Origin of the sequence: Saliphagus sp. GCM10025317 (assembly GCF_042663665.1) — an archaeon.
Taxonomy (GTDB): Archaea; Halobacteriota; Halobacteria; order Halobacteriales; family Natrialbaceae; genus Natronosalvus.
The window spans coordinates 2,251,894-2,267,227 of sequence record NZ_JBHTAQ010000005.1 but is presented as its reverse complement, the minus strand read 5'-3'; the positions used below and the strand labels follow the sequence as shown (position 1 = coordinate 2,267,227).

General features: G+C 62.0%; 14 protein-coding genes. 5 read left to right on the top strand and 9 right to left on the bottom strand.

The genetic code is table 11. The annotated features are described in order from the left end of the window. Positions 1–22: 22 nt before the first annotated feature. Positions 23–1,267 (bottom strand): tripartite tricarboxylate transporter permease, encoded by a 1,245-nt coding sequence (locus tag ACFQS4_RS13070; RefSeq protein WP_497901923.1) that lies wholly within the window; start codon positions 1,265–1,267, stop codon positions 23–25. Between the two features lie 479 nt (positions 1,268–1,746). Here ACFQS4_RS13070 and ACFQS4_RS13065 point away from each other — a divergent pair, with 479 nt between their 5' ends. Further along, positions 1,747–1,923, top strand: a complete 177-nt coding sequence (locus tag ACFQS4_RS13065) for a hypothetical protein (RefSeq protein WP_253436028.1) — start codon at positions 1,747–1,749, stop codon at positions 1,921–1,923. A 97-nt stretch (positions 1,924–2,020) separates the two neighbouring features. On the opposite strand, the gene rpl12p is transcribed toward ACFQS4_RS13065, so the two are convergent. Genes rpl12p through ACFQS4_RS13050 form a run of 3 tightly spaced genes read right to left on the bottom strand, consistent with a single transcriptional unit; the run spans position 2,021 to position 4,079 of the window. Continuing rightward, a complete protein-coding gene (rpl12p, locus tag ACFQS4_RS13060) occupies positions 2,021–2,359 on the bottom strand; it encodes a 50S ribosomal protein P1 (RefSeq protein ID WP_497901922.1) in 339 nt (112 codons plus the stop codon). Positions 2,360–2,392: 33 nt separating this feature from the next. Beyond that, a complete protein-coding gene (locus ACFQS4_RS13055; protein ID WP_497901921.1) occupies positions 2,393–3,445 on the bottom strand; it encodes a 50S ribosomal protein L10 in 1,053 nt (350 codons plus the stop codon). A gap of 1 nt (position 3,446) precedes the next feature. After that, complete coding sequence (locus ACFQS4_RS13050; protein WP_254156754.1) at positions 3,447–4,079, bottom strand: 50S ribosomal protein L1; 633 nt, start codon at positions 4,077–4,079, stop codon at positions 3,447–3,449. Between the two features lie 273 nt (positions 4,080–4,352). Here ACFQS4_RS13050 and ACFQS4_RS13045 point away from each other — a divergent pair, with 273 nt between their 5' ends. Beyond that, positions 4,353–4,964 (top strand): hypothetical protein, encoded by a 612-nt coding sequence (locus tag ACFQS4_RS13045; protein ID WP_497901920.1) that lies wholly within the window; start codon positions 4,353–4,355, stop codon positions 4,962–4,964. Positions 4,965–5,157: 193 nt separating this feature from the next. Here ACFQS4_RS13045 and ACFQS4_RS13040 read toward each other — a convergent pair whose 3' ends face one another. Further along, the gene (locus ACFQS4_RS13040; RefSeq protein WP_497901919.1) at positions 5,158–5,634 is read right to left on the bottom strand and encodes a 50S ribosomal protein L11; all 477 of its coding nucleotides are present in this window, start codon (positions 5,632–5,634) and stop codon (positions 5,158–5,160) included. Between the two features lie 625 nt (positions 5,635–6,259). Then, positions 6,260–7,486 (bottom strand): orc1/cdc6 family replication initiation protein, encoded by a 1,227-nt coding sequence (locus tag ACFQS4_RS13035; RefSeq protein ID WP_253436010.1) that lies wholly within the window; start codon positions 7,484–7,486, stop codon positions 6,260–6,262. 877 nt (positions 7,487–8,363) lie between these two features. Here ACFQS4_RS13035 and ACFQS4_RS13030 point away from each other — a divergent pair. The 3 genes from ACFQS4_RS13030 (at position 8,364) to ACFQS4_RS13020 (ending at position 13,891) form a co-directional block, all read left to right on the top strand. Continuing rightward, the gene (locus ACFQS4_RS13030) at positions 8,364–9,488 is read left to right on the top strand and encodes a multicopper oxidase domain-containing protein (RefSeq protein WP_497901918.1); all 1,125 of its coding nucleotides are present in this window, start codon (positions 8,364–8,366) and stop codon (positions 9,486–9,488) included. Between the two features lie 277 nt (positions 9,489–9,765). After that, positions 9,766–12,066, top strand: a complete 2,301-nt coding sequence (locus ACFQS4_RS13025; protein ID WP_497901917.1) for a PQQ-dependent sugar dehydrogenase — start codon at positions 9,766–9,768, stop codon at positions 12,064–12,066. 301 nt (positions 12,067–12,367) lie between these two features. Beyond that, positions 12,368–13,891 (top strand): aldehyde dehydrogenase family protein, encoded by a 1,524-nt coding sequence (locus ACFQS4_RS13020; RefSeq protein ID WP_497901916.1) that lies wholly within the window; start codon positions 12,368–12,370, stop codon positions 13,889–13,891. Between the two features lie 110 nt (positions 13,892–14,001). Here ACFQS4_RS13020 and ACFQS4_RS13015 read toward each other — a convergent pair whose 3' ends face one another. The 3 genes from ACFQS4_RS13015 to ACFQS4_RS13005 are packed head-to-tail and all read right to left on the bottom strand — an operon-like array spanning position 14,002 to position 15,090. After that, on the bottom strand, positions 14,002–14,256 hold the full coding sequence (locus ACFQS4_RS13015) for a HalOD1 output domain-containing protein (RefSeq protein ID WP_497901915.1): 255 nt from the start codon (positions 14,254–14,256) through the stop codon (positions 14,002–14,004). Between the two features lie 2 nt (positions 14,257–14,258). Further along, entirely contained in the window at positions 14,259–14,837 is a 579-nt protein-coding gene (locus ACFQS4_RS13010) for a DsrE/DsrF/DrsH-like family protein (RefSeq protein WP_497901914.1), read from the bottom strand. Between the two features lie 7 nt (positions 14,838–14,844). Further along, on the bottom strand, positions 14,845–15,090 hold the full coding sequence (locus ACFQS4_RS13005) for a sulfurtransferase TusA family protein (RefSeq protein WP_497901913.1): 246 nt from the start codon (positions 15,088–15,090) through the stop codon (positions 14,845–14,847). Positions 15,091–15,334 lie beyond the last annotated feature (244 nt).

Here is a 15,334-nt window from a genome sequence, read left to right as displayed (position 1 = left end):
CCCTCTCGAGCCTCGTCGCTTCTCAGAGCCCGGCGAGAGCTAACGGACCGATCAACACGCCCATCAGGTGGACGCGCCTGGCCTGCAGGCGGACGGGAACCAGCCCGACGACGGTGGCCACGCCGAACGTGAGAACGCCGATCGGACCTGCGAACAGGAACGCGAGACAGACCAGCATCGATAGCACCGCCGCCGAAATCCGCCAGTACTCGAGTCGACCGACCAGTTCGAGGTAGGCGTCCCCGACGACGATCACCAGCGCGAACCCAATGACGCCGGCCAGGACGATGCCGGAGAGGAGGATGGGAAGTTCGAGCGGTGCATCGACGCGTTGAAAGGCGACCATGACACCCGAACGTGGCTGGCCGATGGCGACGAGCGCGAAGAGCGCGAAGATCGTATTGGCCGTATCGACGCCGCTCGTCGCCACGATGTAACTCCGGGCAGTGGCCCCACCTGGGAGGACGACGAGAACGGCGACTGCGGCGATAGCCGCGGAGATGCCGGGGAGGTAACCGACGACGGCACCGGACAGCGCGCCGGCGACAGCTGTCACCAGAAGTAGCGGTCGGGACATCCGGAGAATCGTTCCTCCCTGTGGCGGGACGCCGCCGCCCCGAACGGCGTCGATCAACACCGGCGCACCGAAGAGGCCGGCGAACAGCGGCGCGAGCATCCCACCGGCCTCGAGGGGTGCATCGGGCGACAGATCGAGCGTCGCCCACCCGAGAGTCGCCGCGAGCGAAAACGAGAAGAGACCGGCGAAGCGACGCCGCCACGTGGACTCCGAGAGTACGAGAGCGAGAACGATCACCACGAGCAACACCGAGAGGTTGGCTCGTAGTTGGGGGTAGACGGCCGTGACGGCGGCGGTCACGGGAATCGCCAGCGGAATCGCCACGAGGACGGCCAACAGGCTCCCGACCGCCGAGAGCCGAATCGCCTCGAAGCCCCGGCCCTCGAGTACCAGCTGGTGGCCCGGTAGCGCCGTAACGGCCATCTCGGCATCGGGGACTCCGAGGGCCATCGCCGGGACGGCGTTCAGGAAGGTGTGGACGACGCCCGCCGAGAGCATCGCACAGCCGACGAACAGCGTTGGACCGGGAACCGACGGGGCGACGCCTGCGAGCAAGAGGGCGAAGTTGTTCGCGTGCAACCCGGGAATGAGGCCGCTGACCGAACCGAGGGCGGCACCGCCGAGGATCCAGCACAGGAGGGCGGCCGTGAACGTCGGATTTACGGTCACCTCGAGGAACGCCTGTGCCATTGGTCGCGTCTGGGCGCGTTTCAGTACTTAAACTCGAGTAGACCACTGGTCGTTCCCCGATCGGACTCCAGATAACGAAATTGTCTGAGTCTTTGTGGCAGAAAATCCCCGGACTCGAGTCTCGACCTTCCGATCAAGACGGACACGTACGAACCGGGTGGCGTTGCCTGTACCACCGAAGTGTCTCACGACAGGTATGGTCTCTCGACCACCCTTTCGACGGAACTGAATCGAACTTATCTCACCCTGATTGGTGTTCATATCGATTACGAACATACGTGGGCTGTGATTCTTGGATGGCTCGAGATTACCATCTCGAGGTCGAAGTTTGGTGTCACTCTCACCGGAGGAGCGAGTTGGAGACTCTACGAGGCGACGGGCCCGTGACCGATTGAGTTGATCTCGACGGGTGCAACGGAGGTCGCTGACTTAGACGTCGGTTTCGTAAAATAAATCCTCTTTCAGATATGGATAAACACATGGCTCAAACTGAGAAGTACCGAACGTACGTCATCCTCGTGATGGTGTGCGTCCTCGTCAGTATGAACGGATTCTTGCTCTATTACCAACTTGGATGGGGAGCCACAGTGGCAGCGGTCGTCGTCGGACTGGTTCTCGCGACCGGCGTGACCAGCCTGACGACGCCGCTTGACTGAGGCCTATCGTCGGCCAACGGTTTTAGGCAGTAACGGTGCTGTGGCTCTCACGTTAGTTTGACTCCGAAAAAATCAGTGTGAAACGTCGAAACCCGATTTAGCCGAAGAGTTCGCCGAGGCCCTCGCCGCTGGCCTCCTCTTCCTCGTCATCGTCGTCGTCCGTCGTGTCCGGCACGTCGCTGGTCTCTTCGGCTTCCTCGGCCTCGTCCTCGTCGGCGGCGGCGGCCGCACCGCCGGCGGCAGCGCCGGCAGCGGGGACCGCAGCGGCCTCGGAGACGGCCTCGTCGATGTCGACGTCCTCGAGCGCGGCGACGAGCGCCTTGACGCGGGATTCCTCGACTTCGACGCCGGCGGCCTCGAGCACGCCGGTCAGGTTGTCTTCGTTGATCTCTTCGTCGGTCTCGTTCAGGATGAGTGCTGCGTAAACGTATTCCATTGGTGTAATCCTCGTAGTGTGTTTGTGTCTGTGTTATCCGAACATTGCGCCGAGTCCTTCTGCGCCGTCACCGTCGTCATCGTCCTCGTCTTCGTCATCATCAGCGGCCTCGGACTCGTCGCCGTTCTGGTCGTCGCTCGATTCTTCCTCAGACCCTGCCGCACCCGCGTCCGCGGCGGGGGCCTCGACGCCCTGGAGTTCCTCCGGGAGCGCCTCCTCGTCGTCGATCTGGGCCGCGATCGCGCGCAGTTGCGCGTCGGCCTTGCGGACGAGGTCGGGCATGAGGTCGTCGTTCTCGATCGCCGCGTGGAGGCCGAGGCTCTTGGCCTCGCCCGTCGCCTTCGCGATGATCGTCGGCACGGTCTGGGCCGTCGGGTAGCCCGCGTTGATCGAGAGGTTGCGTGCGAAGGCCGCGGCCGTCTGCACGTCGCTCTCGTAGGCCTCGACGTCGATGTCGAGGTCCTCGGGGTCGAACAGCACGCCCTCGGAGAAGACGGCGCGCAGGTCGAGACCCACTTCCTTGGGCTCGATGCCGAGTTCGTTGAGGACGTTCGCGAGGTCCGCGGACACTTCTTCGCCGGCCTCGAGGACGGTCGAGTCCTCCATGACCTGGATCGAACCCTCCTCGATCCGGGCATTGGCCCCGACCTGCTGGAGTTCGCCCACGAACGGCCCGGGGTCGACCCCGGTGTCACCCTCGGGGATGACGATGTCGTTCGGGGCCACCTCGCCGGCGTTGATCGGCGCGGGCGTCTTCGAGGCCTCGAGTTCCTTGTACAGGGCGAACGGGTTCGCGTTCGTCGCGACCAGGCCGACCTGTCCGTCGACGTGCTCGACGAGGTCGTCGAGTCCGCCGGACTCGAGCGCGCGCGTCTGCAGGGTGTTGCGGCTGACGCGGACCACGGCGGTGCCGTGGAGGCCGCGACGCATGTCCTGCAGCTGCTTCGAGGGGATCCCGGTGATGCCGATGACGCCGACGCTCTCGTAGTCCTCGATGAGGGTCTCGAGTTCGTCGACCTCCTCGCGCTTCCACTCGGGAAGGTTCTCGGTCTTGCGTTCGGCTTCCGCCTGTGCTTCGGCGCTCATCTCAGGCCACCTCCACGGACGGCCCCATCGTCGTCTTCACGTAGACGGAGTCGATGTTCTGTGGGCCTTTCTCGAGGTCGGCGTGCAGACGCCGGAGGATGACGTCGATGTTGTCGGCGATGTCCTCGGCGCCCATGTCCTCGGCACCGACGCGCGTGTGGAACGTGCGTCGGTCCCGCGAGCGAACTTGCACGGTGTTTTTCAGTCGGTTGACCGTCTCGACGACATCGTCGTCGGGCGAGAGCGGGTCCGGCATCTTCCCTCGCGGGCCCAGGATCGTCCCCAGGTGCCGCGCAATGTCCTGCATCATCGCCTCCTCGGCGATGAAGAAGTCGGTTTCGTCCGCCAGATCTTTGGCGTCGTCGTCGTCCAGATCGGCCACGTCGCTCCCCGAAAGCACCTGGTCCGCGACCTCCTCGGCGCGGACGGCGGTCTCGCCTTCGGCGATGACGATAATTTGGGTCTCCTGGCCGGTTCCAGACGGCAACACGACGGACTCGTCGACACGATTCGACGGTTCGTTGAGGTCTAGATCGCGCAGATTGATCGCAAGGTCGACCGTCTCGGTAAAGTTCCGATCGGGCGCGTCCTCGAGTGCGCGAGTGACTGCTGTTTCGATATCCGAATTTGCCATCGTTCACCTCCGTAGTACGCAGGGTATGCTCCTACGGGTCAGTGAAACAGGCCATGCCTGTCTCGCTTTGAGAAAGTGTCATGGCGAACTTAAACCCGTCGAACTCCGCGCCTCGAGGAGCGAGGAGTTTCGTGGCCTCGAATTGGCCCAGGCGGTCGACGCAATTCGAGCGCGTGGTTCGCCCCGACCGATTCAGAAAAGACTACCAATTAGAAATTATGAATGTGCAATTGACCGAAATATACATTATCGTGGCAGATGTAGGACGCGACAATGGGGCCGATAGATTTATACGCTATCGTTGGGGGCGTCGGGGGAGAGGGCGAGAGCGGGTCCGTTCACGTGTACGAACAAGCGGTCGCGGCGTTTATCGGGCTGTCGCCGCTGGAGCAGGCCGTCATTCAGGCCGTCGCGATCGTCTTGGTCGGCGGGGCTGCGCTCGGAATCCTCCGGTATTCGGGGACGAAGACGCTCGAGGTTTCCAGACGGAGTCCGGTCATCTCCCTGTGTATCGGTCTTCCAGGTGCGCTCGTCCTCGGCGGCCTGTTCTACACCGGCATCCTCCTTTCGTCCTCGCCGGTCGGGATTTTCTTCGCGATTCCACTCGTCGGCATCGGCGTGATCGTACTTCCGGTGAGTGCGGCACTCGGCTACGTCGCCATCGGGGCGACGATTGCGACCCGAGTCGGCCTGTCTCGGACCGCCGTCTGGGTGATCGCAGGCGGCCTCCTCGGTGGGGTTTCCGCGCTCGTCCCGGTTCTCGGAATCGCATTCGTCACGATAGCCACCGCGCTGGGGGTCGGTGCCGGTACTCGAGTGCTCGTCGGGAACGGTGGCGTTCGCCAGCCAGAGGAACGGGTCGTTCCACCGGCGAACAAGGTGTAGGCACTCGAGCGATTGTTGCAGCATTCTGGACGTAACGGACAGTTTGACGCGGTGAGCCGAATTGGACGTGACTAGGCAAGGTGGACGTGGTGAGCCGAATTGGACGTAGTGAGACGAAGCGAGGACGGTAGCGGCTGCTACTCGAACCACCGAATGTGATGGAGAAGTGGGTGACAGCTCGGTGCTCGAGTCGTCACTCGACGAGAACGTCGTCGTACTCGCCGTCGTCGACTTTCGCTTTGAACTCGCGAGCGTCGACGCCTTCGATGGTGACGCCCATTGAGGCGCAGGTGCCGACGACCTCTTTGGCCGCGTTCTTCGTGTCGTAGGCGAGCAGGTCGGGCTTTTTCTGCTCGGCGATCGTTTTGACCTGATCGATCGAGAGGTCGGCGACGAAGTCCTTCTGCGGTTCGCCGCTTCCCGTGTCGAATCCGGCCTCGTCCTTGACGAGGGCGGCCGTCGGTGGGACACCGACGGCGATCGAATAGCTGCCGTCGTCTTCGTACTCGATGGTAACCGGCACTTCGGTGCCGTCGAAGGCCGCAGTCTGTTCGTTGATGTCGTTGACGACCGCCTGTACGTCGACGGGCGTCGGTCCGAGCTCGGGACCGAGCGGCGGGCCAGGATTGGCCTGGCCACCCGGTACGAGCGCTTCGATGGTTCCAGCCATACCCGAATGAATCCTCGCTCGAGTTTTAAGGGTTGCCATTCGGTCCAGTCCGGCCCGATAAACGTGTGAGAGGGTAACGTAGCGAGTGAGACGAGACGAGTAATCCTCAATGAGACCGTGCCGAGTCGGATCGAAGGGGAGCTACTCGACTTCCGTGACTCACCCACCCCACTGTGTCGAGTGTTTCCCTGCGTCGGCGGGGAACGGTCAGAATAGGAGAAGACGTCTAAAATATTCGGACATCTGGGTGACCTACCCCACCGTGTCGAGTGTTTAATCGGGCGACCGTCCGTCTCGGATCGCATTCAGGCGAACGAGAGTGAATATCCGTTGGCTCGAGGACAGGGGGTCCTGAAGATTACACCCCCACCCCACTGTGTCGAGTGTTCAGCCAACGCTAGTGGAGGGTCGAACGGAGGGCGACTCAAGAGACGATGGAAGATGGGAACAACTCGGCTGGCAGGTCGATGGAAAACGACAACTCGACGACTGGGATCAATGGAGGTTGACGGCGACTCGAGATAGCGAACTATTCGACCCGAACGGACGATTAGTTCACGATGGTGTAGCTTTCGTCCAGGCGGTTGTCGATCACCGTACCCTCGCAGTCACCGTACCCTCGCAGTCACCGTAACCCCCGCAGTTTCGCACCACGAACGGCCTCGAGCGAGATGTCGACGTCCTCGAGTTCGTCGACGACGTCGAGGGCCAACTCGAGTGTCACGTCGAGATCGTACTCGTAGTACTGCCCACCAGACCGACCGTGGTTGCGGGCGTACCGCTTCAAAATTCCCTGCATGGCCAGATCGGAGAGGTGATCGTGCATCCGTCGACGGACGAGGGGCTTCGTCCCGAACCGTTCGGCGATCGCCGAGTATTCGGGGTAGATTTCGCGAACGCGGGCGGGCGTCTCGTCACCGATCGCGATGCTGAGCACCGCCGCCAGCGCCAGGTGACCGTGTCGGGTCAACTCCATCATTCCCTGGCGGATCTGTCCGCGCTCGAGCGCCTGCTGGGCGTCGCGCACGTGCGATTCTCTGATGGTCGTCTCGTCCGCCGCACGCGTGATATCTCCGGCCTTGTAGAGCAGATCCAGTGCCTGCCTAGCACTCCCCGTGTCCTGGGCGGCGAGTGCTGCACACAGCGAGAGCACGTTCGTCTCGTAGGCGGTTTCGTACAGCGCGTTCTCCGCTCGCTGCTCGAGAATCGATCGCAACTCGCCGGCGGTGTACGGCGGAAAGTGAACCTCCTCCTCACAGAGCGTGTCCTTGACCTTCGGGGAGAGACTGTCGTGAAAGCTCAGGTCGTTACTGATGCCAATTATGCCGGGTTTGACCGACGAGAGGTAGCCGTTCGCTCGAGCGCGCGGGAGTTCGTAGAGGATGCCATCATCGTCGCCGATGTGGTCGATCTCGTCGAGGACGATCAGGACGGTACCACCGATGCTCTCGAGTTCGGTGTAGAGCATGTCGAAGACGGTCTGGCGCGGGTAGCCGGTAGTACTGATCTGTTGACTCGGCGGTCGCAGTTCGTTGACGAGGTTCGCGGCGACCTGGTAGGAAGAAGAGAGATTGTTACAGTTGAGCCAGACGACGGTCAGCGCGACGTCGTCGTAAGCATCGACGTCTCGCTCGAGGTGGGAGAGGAGATAGCGAGTGACGGCCGTCTTCCCGACGCCGGCCTTGCCGTAGAGAAACAGGTTCCGTGGCTGTGCTCCGTTGATGACGGGCTGGAGAGAGGCCATGTACGTGTCGATCTCTTCGTCTCGTTCCTGGATCGACTCCGGTTGATAGTCCTCCCGTAGCACGTCCTCGTCGGAGAAAATCGACGTGTCCCGATCGAACAGCGGCATTAGTTGGACTGCTCGCTGCAAGATATATAAAACCACCGTGTCGAGTGCGTCGAGTGTTCGGACGGATCGTCCTTGGTTGTCTCTGTCGTCCCCTGATGAGGCGGACACCCCACCGTGTCGAGTGTTTCGGCACGCCTCGGGATTTTGACCTGGTCGCCCTTTTGAGTCAAGTTCTGGCGCGTCGAGACGGGTCGTATCGAGATCCCAGATAGCCCACCTCGATAGCTGAATTCACACCCCGTCGATAGTCGAGTTCACACCTCGAGTTTTCCACCGCACGTGTAACCCGAAGACACCTTTTCAGTGACGTACACTCGATTCGAACCTCTCACTCGGCGATTCTGCTGAGGCGGTTCTGATGACGCATCCGAATCGCCGGTTTTGTTCCTTTGACGGGAGTTTGCGTTCGACAATAACTATCTTTTCGATATTCCAATATCGACGTGATTTTCTTCTCCGGTGACGTCATTATCCTACTCTTCTGCCAGATGCTCACCCTCGAGGCACCGTTCTGTCTCGAGTTTACTTCCTAAAGCTGCTTCGAACATCTTCCTGCTCCGGAGATGTCCCGAGGCTATCCTCCCGAAGAGGTCACAAGTCTCCCTTCCCGAAGACACCACTATCCCTCCAGCCCGAAACACTCGACAAAGTGGGGTCTCTCACCCCTCCACCCCTCGGCCGACCACCGCTCCCCACTCCCAAAAACACTCGACACGGTGGGGTGGGACACCTCACGAAAGGCCTATCGAACGGACAGACCACGAATTGGCCCCACTCTCTCTTTAAGTCATCTAGACGAACATCTTCGTTCGTATTCCCAGCGGTTAAGAACTGGCGTGGCCCGCTATACTACGGGAGTTCATACGGTCAAGTGTACATGACCGATCACATCGGAGCCCCTGGAACTGGCATCTCGCGGCGCGAATATCTGGCTGCAACCGGCGGAACTGGCGCTGCCGTCCTCGCCGGCTGTCAGTCACCGATGAACCTGAATTCGAAAGCCGCTGCCCAGTCAGATCTCCCGACGACAAGTTCGCCGTCGGTCGTCCAGGTCGACGAGCAGGGCGGTGAAGTCACGTTGCGGAGTGTCACTTCACGACATCCCGTCCACCCGCTCGAGTCGATGGGCGGCCCCATTGAGTTCCCGCAGGTCTGGGCGTTCCAGGCCGACGATCGCGAACCCAGCGTCCCGGGGCCGATCCTGCGGACGACCGAGGGCAACGACATGGAAGTGACGCTCGACAACACGGACGGGAGTCACCCCCACACGCTCCACTTCCACGGCTCACACAAGACCTGGGAGAACGACGGCGTACCGACGACGACGGGTATTCGCGTCGACCCGGGCGAGAAACACACCTACACGATCCCGGCGAACGTTCCGGGGACGCACCTCTACCACTGTCACTACCAGACGAACCGGCACATCGACATGGGGATGTACGGCATCTTCCGCGTCGATCCGAAGGGGTACGAACCAGCCGACAAGGAGTACTTCATGACGGTCAAGGACTGGGACTCGCGCGTCCCCAGGCAGATGAATGGTGAGGACGTCGACTACAGCCCTCGCCAGCGTAACCCCGACGTGTTCACGATCAACGGAAAGAGCCTTCCCCGGACGCTCCACCCCGAAGACGGCTCGCCGATGATCGTCGATTCGGGCGACACGGTCAGGCTCCACTTCGTCAACGCCGGGTACATGTCTCACCCGTTGCACACGCACAACCACCGTTTCCGTCTGGTCGAGAAGGACGGCGGCCAGATCCCCGAAGCGGCGCAGTACGAGCGCGACATCACTAACGTCGCGCCCGCGGAGCGCCACACGATCGAGTTCGAGGCGAACGCCGATCCCGGTATCTACCTGATGCACTGTCACAAGGTCGACCACGCGATGAACGGGAACTTCTATCCCGGCGGCATGGTCAGTGCGATCGTCTACCGAGACGTCATGGATACCGACATCTTCAGCGAACTCATGGGGCACGCAGGCTACGAGGGCTGAGCAAGTCGTGGCCTGATCTCAGACGCTCTTTCCTGTATCTACTCTTCCTGAATCGACTCTCCCTACATCTACTCTCACTGCATCTACTCTCACTGCATCTACTCTCTCCTCGAGTTCAACTCTCGCCCGAGTCTGGCTCTCCGCATCCTATTCAATCACCGACACCGCTCGAGACTGTTTCTCGAAGAAAAGGATCACTACCTCGACGAAGCCTCGATTACCCACCGTAACAGTCGCTTCACGTTATTCCGGTATCAGGAGTTGTTCTCGAAGGGACATGAAACCAAACGACAACGGACGGGCACCTGACAACGAGCAGGCGTCCGACACCGCACGGACGACACTCGAGAGAGAATTACGCGACGGGACGAGTCGACGAACGTGGCCGTCACGGCGAACCTTTCTTCGGGCGACCGCTACGGCGGGCGCCGTAGCCAGCCTCAGCGGACTTACCGTCGCCCAGGAAGAAACCACGATCGAACTCGGCGGCAACACCTCCGGCTGGGAGGGGCGGTCGCCAACCGATATCGAAGGGGAGACGAACCCGACGCTGACGCTCGAGGCCGGACAGACGTACTCGATAACCTGGGAGAACGTCGACGGCTTGCCTCACGACATCATCATCCTGGACGCCGACGGCAATGACATCGTCGGGACGGAAATCATGAGTGAGCAAGGCGAAACCCAGACCCTCGAGTTCGAGGCGACCGAGGAGATGGCCGAGTACTACTGTTCGGTCCACCCGGGGACGATGCGCGGCGACATCCAGATCGGAGAACCAGCCGACGGTGACGACGGCGAAGATACCGAGGAGGAGACGACCGACGTCATCGGCGAGGGACCCACGATCGGACTCGAGCGCGTCGCCGACGGGTTCGTCTCGCCGGTCGGATTCGAGGTGGCGCCCGGTCAGCAAAATTGCTACTACGTGCACGATCAACCAGGCCAGATCTACCACGTCGACAGCGACAGTGGCGAACCGACCGAGTTCCTCGACCTCAGCGATCGGATGGTCGACGTCGGCGCCGCGACGGATGCGGGATTCGACGAGCGCGGCCTCCTTGGACTCGCGTTCCACCCCGATTACCAGGAGAACCGTCGACTCTTCGTCTACTACAGCGCCCCACTGCGTGAGGACTCGAGCGATGGTGGCGTCGAGGGTGAGTCCGAAACCGGGGACGACTCGAGTGACGAGGCCAACGAGACCGACAGTACTACCGACGAGAACGCGAGTGACGACAACGACAGCGAGACCGACGACGACAACGGGACTGACGATGCCAACGGGACCGACGAGGAGAACGGCAGCGAAGACTCGAGCGAGGAGGACGAAGCGGAAGAGTCCTACGACCACACCGCCGTCCTCGCCGAGTTCCAGGCGACGGAGGACTTCGCGTCGGTCGACCTCGATTCGGAGCGGATTCTCATCGAGGTAGACGAACCGCAGTTCAACCACAACGGCGGCCCCGTCGTATTCGGGCCGGACGGCTACCTGTACTGGGCATTAGGCGACGGCGGCGGAGCGGACGACGTCGGCTTCGGCCACCTGGAAGACTGGTACGACGAGAACGAGGGCGGCAACGCCCAGAACACGACCGAAACCCTGCTCGGCGGGATTCACCGGATCGACGTCGACAACGAGGGCGAGGACGGGAAACCCTACGCCATCCCGGACGACAACCCGTTCGTCGACAGCGAGGACGGCTTCGACGAGTACTTCGCCTGGGGGCTTCGCAACCCGTGGCGGGCCTCGTTCGACGGCGAGGGTCGTCTCTTCGTCGCGGACGTTGGGCAAAACCTGTACGAGGAGGTCAACATCGTCGAGAACGGCGGCAACTACGGCTGGAACGTCAAGGAGGGCATCGAGTGCTTCTCGACGGCCGATCCGAGCCAGTCGCCCTCGGAGTGCCCGTCGCAAACCCCCGACGACGTTCGCGGCGGCGAACCGCTGCTCGATCCCGTCATCCACTACCCTCACCAGGTCGGCGACGAGACGCTCGGCATCTCGATCACCGGCGGTTACGTCTACGAGGGCGAGGCGGCACCGGCGCTCGAGGGTCACTACGTCTTCGGCGACTGGAGCGACGCGTTCGAACGACCTTCGGGGGCGCTCTTCGCGTCGCCGCTCGAGGAGTACGAACCGATGGCCGATCGAAGCGAGGAGGACCTGTGGGACATCAACCGACTTTCGGTTGCCAACGCGCCCGAGAACGCGATCAACCGGTTCATCCTCTCGTTCGGTCGGGATCACGACGGCGAGCTGTACGTCCTGACGACGGCACGGTACACTGACGGCGAAACGGGCGAAGTGTTCCGCATCGTCTCGGAGGAGGACGGTGAGGAGATCGAACCGCACGAGGACTCGATCGCACAGGAAATGGGTGAGGGAGAGGAAGGCAACGGAGAAGGTGAAGAAGGCGAAGGAGAAGAGGGCGACGGAGAAGAAAGCGAGACGGACGACGGTGAAAGCGACGCGGGTAACGATACGGAGCAGAACGAAGGAACGGACGACGATAACGAAACCGCCAACGATAACGAAACCGACTCCAACGGGGGTGACGGGAACGATACCGCGTGATCGTGATGGTTGCGTAACTTCGTCTCGGTAGGTGACGCAACTCAACGTTCGCCCCGGAGGACGGTGACGCAACTTCGTCTCGAGACCGGAGACGAAACGCTGCATCAGTAACGGCGACGAACCTACCTCGAGTTGGGACGACCAGGCTCGAGACGGTCTGTGAGCCCAGCACAACGATCGGGGAAATCTCGACCTGTACGACAGTATATCTGCGTGGCAGTTGAAGCGCCTGTCCATCAATTCCACCACGTCTGAAGAGGCAAGCCTGGGTATTACACAGCGGATTCCCATGGGAGAGAATATGCCGGATACCTTCTCGATCGACGCAGACTGGAACGCACTCTTCATCGGCGGCGAATGGGCGGAACCAGACGGCGACGAGGGGATCTCGGTCGAGGACCCCTCGACTCGAGAGGAGGTCGCCCGCGTCCCCGCGGGGACGGAAGCCGACGTCGATGCCGCGTTCGAGGCAGCCGCAGCGGCCCAGCACGAGTGGCGAGAGGCCCCACCCATCGAGCGCGAGCGCGTCGCCCTCGAGGTGGCGAACCTGCTTCAGGAGTACGAAGACGAAATCGTCGATCTCCTAGCGCACGAGGCGGGCGGGTCCCGGATCATGGGCGAAACGTCGGTCCAGATCGCTGCGGACCAGGCGATGGAGGCGGCCACGCTCCCTCGCCGCATGAAGGGCGAGCAGGTCGACTCGAACGTCCCGGGCAAGGAGAACCTCGTCAGGCGGGAACCGCAGGGCGTCGTCACGGTCATCTCGCCGTGGAACTTCCCCCTCAATCTCTCGGGGCGGGCCGTCGCGCCCGCCATCGCGACGGGCAACGCCGTCGTGCTCAAACCCGCGTCGAACACGCCGATCACGGGTGGGCTCCTCATCGCGAAACTGTACGAAGAGGCGGGCTTGCCGGACGGCCTGCTGAACGTCGTCACCGGGAGCGGCTCAGAGATTGGCGATCCGGTGGTCGCCCACCCCGAGAGCGACGTCGTCGCGTTCACCGGTTCGACCCCGGTCGGCCGTGGCGTCGCGACGACCGGCGGCGAGAACCTCTCCGTGATCGCCCTCGAGTTGGGCGGAAACAACGGACATATCGTGACCGCCGACGCCGACCTCAAGGCGGCCGTCGATTCGGCGGTCTTCGGGACCTTCGTCCACCAGGGACAGGTCTGTATCTCCATCAACCGCCACATCGTGCACGAGGACGTCTACGACGAGTACGTCGACCGACTCACCGACCGCGCCGAGTCGCTCCCGGTGGGAAGCGCCCACGACTCCGACACGGTGGTCGGTCCGGTCATCGACGAATCCCAGCGCGATGAGATGCTGGGCTACGTCGATGAGACGGTCGAGGCCGGGGCAACGCTCGAGACGGGCGGCGAGACGGTGCCGATGGATAGCGGCGATGGAGGACCTGACGAGCGCGAATACGAGACCAGCGACTCCTTGCTCGTCGCCCCGACTGTACTCTCCGGCGTCACGAACGACATGGCCGCCGCGTGCAACGAACACTTCGGCCCGATTGCACCGGTGATCAGCGTCTCGAGCGTCGACGAGGCGATCGAAGTCCACAACGACACCGAGTACGGCCTCTCGGGATCGGTCCACGCCGGCGACGTCGGAACGGGAATGCAAATCGCCGAGCGGATGGAGACGGGGATGGTTCACGTCAACGATCAGCCGGTCAACGACGAGGCCCACGTTCCATTCAGCGGAACGAAGGCGTCCGGCGTCGGCGGCTACAACAGCACTGACATTATGGACGAGATGACTGAGAAGAAGTGGATCTCGCTCCAGCACGACCGCCGGGAGTATCCGTTCTAATACGTACGCGTGAGCGACCTTCCGCTCGGGTTCGGTGCGAGCAATATTTCTCGAATCCGTACGCAGTCACACACTTCTCGACCCCGAACGCAGTCACAGAAAGGAGTGTCTCACTCGAGCGTGACACGACCGTCGGAGTGGACGGTGACGGCGTAGCCACGGTACTCGAAGCTCACCTGCCTGAACGGTGCCGCTGGTCCACTCTCCGGAAAGATTTGGTCGAGAGCGGACGGATCGACGACGTCGTTGAGCGGTGGATGACAGGCTTCCGGATCGATTCCATCGGCCTCGGCGACGGTTTCGATGACGCGCAAACTCGGATCCGTCGCCCACGAACCGGCTGCATCGTCTGGTGTCGTGTGCACGGTTAGACCAGCAGCTGGATGTCCGACTCGGCCATATGCTGGAGTGCCGTCGCGGCCCCGACGCCGGTCGTCACGCCGTCGTAGAAGTCGTCCTCGTCGTAGTCCATCAGCTCGATGGTCATCTGGCAGGCCTGGAGGTCGACCCCGGTCTCGAGTGAGAGGTCGATGAGCTCTTCGATGGTGGCCGTGCCGTTCTCGTCGATTTTCTTCTGCATCATCTTCGTCGCCATCGAGTCCATCCCGGGGAGCGCAGCGAGGGCGTTCGGCATCGACATGTTCGGGTTTCCGACGGCGCTCAGCTTGAGGTTCTGGGACTTCTCCTCGTGGAGAATGTCGAGCCCCCAGAACGTGTGGAAGACGACGACGTCCCAGCCGAAGGCTGCTGCCGTACTCGCGAGGATCAGCGGCGGGTACGCCATGTCGAAACTGCCCTGGGTCGCGACGATCGTCATCTTCTTCTGGTCGTCGTCCAGGTCGGCGACGGTGTCCTCGAGTTCCTCGACGCGCTCGAGCAGGGCCTCCACGTCGGCGGCGTCGAACTCGGTGTCGTCGATGGACGGGGTTGCGTTGTCGGTGCTCATTGTATGCTCACGCAGTCTTCTTCACGTAGTGCGTGTAGAGATCGTCCGATTCGACCTGGTCGAGGAGTTCGACGCCGTCGGTTCCCTCGGCCCAGCCTCGAATGTCGCTCATGCTACCCGAGTCGGTCGCCACGACCTCGAGGACGTCGCCGTCGTCGAGGTCGTCGATGGCCTGCTTGGTCTTCACGATAGGCATTGGGCAGGACTGTCCTTTCACGTCGAGCGTCTCCGTAACGGTGTACTCTGAACTCATTGATGATTGTGTGCTCTGTATTGGAGCTATCCCACAATACCGATTGGGAGAATAAAAGAGTATCGATTATTGCCCTGGTGATGAACCACCGCAATGCAGGGGTGATGGCTATATCTGCTTGTGCGCACTGCCACGTGCGTTATTCGAGATATCGTCGACCAAACGACGGAGGCAGTATTGCACAAATATGGAACTACCATACAAACCCTTAAGTGGGAGCACCCGGTACAGAGGGATGTACACC

Bases quoted from the DNA above. Each gene is read 5' to 3' on its own strand.
- rpl12p (WP_497901922.1), bottom strand. From the start codon at position 2,359: ATGGAATACGTTTACGCAGCACTCATCCTGAACGAGACCGACGAAGAG.
- ACFQS4_RS13055 (WP_497901921.1), bottom strand. From the start codon at position 3,445: ATGAGCGCCGAAGCACAGGCGGAAGCCGAACGCAAGACCGAGAACCTT.
- ACFQS4_RS13025 (WP_497901917.1), top strand. From the start codon at position 9,766: ATGAAACCAAACGACAACGGACGGGCACCTGACAACGAGCAGGCGTCC.
- ACFQS4_RS13020 (WP_497901916.1), top strand. From the start codon at position 12,368: ATGCCGGATACCTTCTCGATCGACGCAGACTGGAACGCACTCTTCATC.
- ACFQS4_RS13005 (WP_497901913.1), bottom strand. From the start codon at position 15,090: ATGAGTTCAGAGTACACCGTTACGGAGACGCTCGACGTGAAAGGACAG.
- ACFQS4_RS13010 (WP_497901914.1), bottom strand. From the start codon at position 14,837: ATGAGCACCGACAACGCAACCCCGTCCATCGACGACACCGAGTTCGAC.
- ACFQS4_RS13045 (WP_497901920.1), top strand. From the start codon at position 4,353: ATGGGGCCGATAGATTTATACGCTATCGTTGGGGGCGTCGGGGGAGAG.
- ACFQS4_RS13040 (WP_497901919.1), bottom strand. From the start codon at position 5,634: ATGGCTGGAACCATCGAAGCGCTCGTACCGGGTGGCCAGGCCAATCCT.
- ACFQS4_RS13030 (WP_497901918.1), top strand. From the start codon at position 8,364: ATGACCGATCACATCGGAGCCCCTGGAACTGGCATCTCGCGGCGCGAA.
- ACFQS4_RS13035 (WP_253436010.1), bottom strand. From the start codon at position 7,486: ATGCCGCTGTTCGATCGGGACACGTCGATTTTCTCCGACGAGGACGTG.
- ACFQS4_RS13070 (WP_497901923.1), bottom strand. From the start codon at position 1,267: ATGGCACAGGCGTTCCTCGAGGTGACCGTAAATCCGACGTTCACGGCC.
- ACFQS4_RS13065 (WP_253436028.1), top strand. From the start codon at position 1,747: ATGGCTCAAACTGAGAAGTACCGAACGTACGTCATCCTCGTGATGGTG.
- ACFQS4_RS13050 (WP_254156754.1), bottom strand. From the start codon at position 4,079: ATGGCAAATTCGGATATCGAAACAGCAGTCACTCGCGCACTCGAGGAC.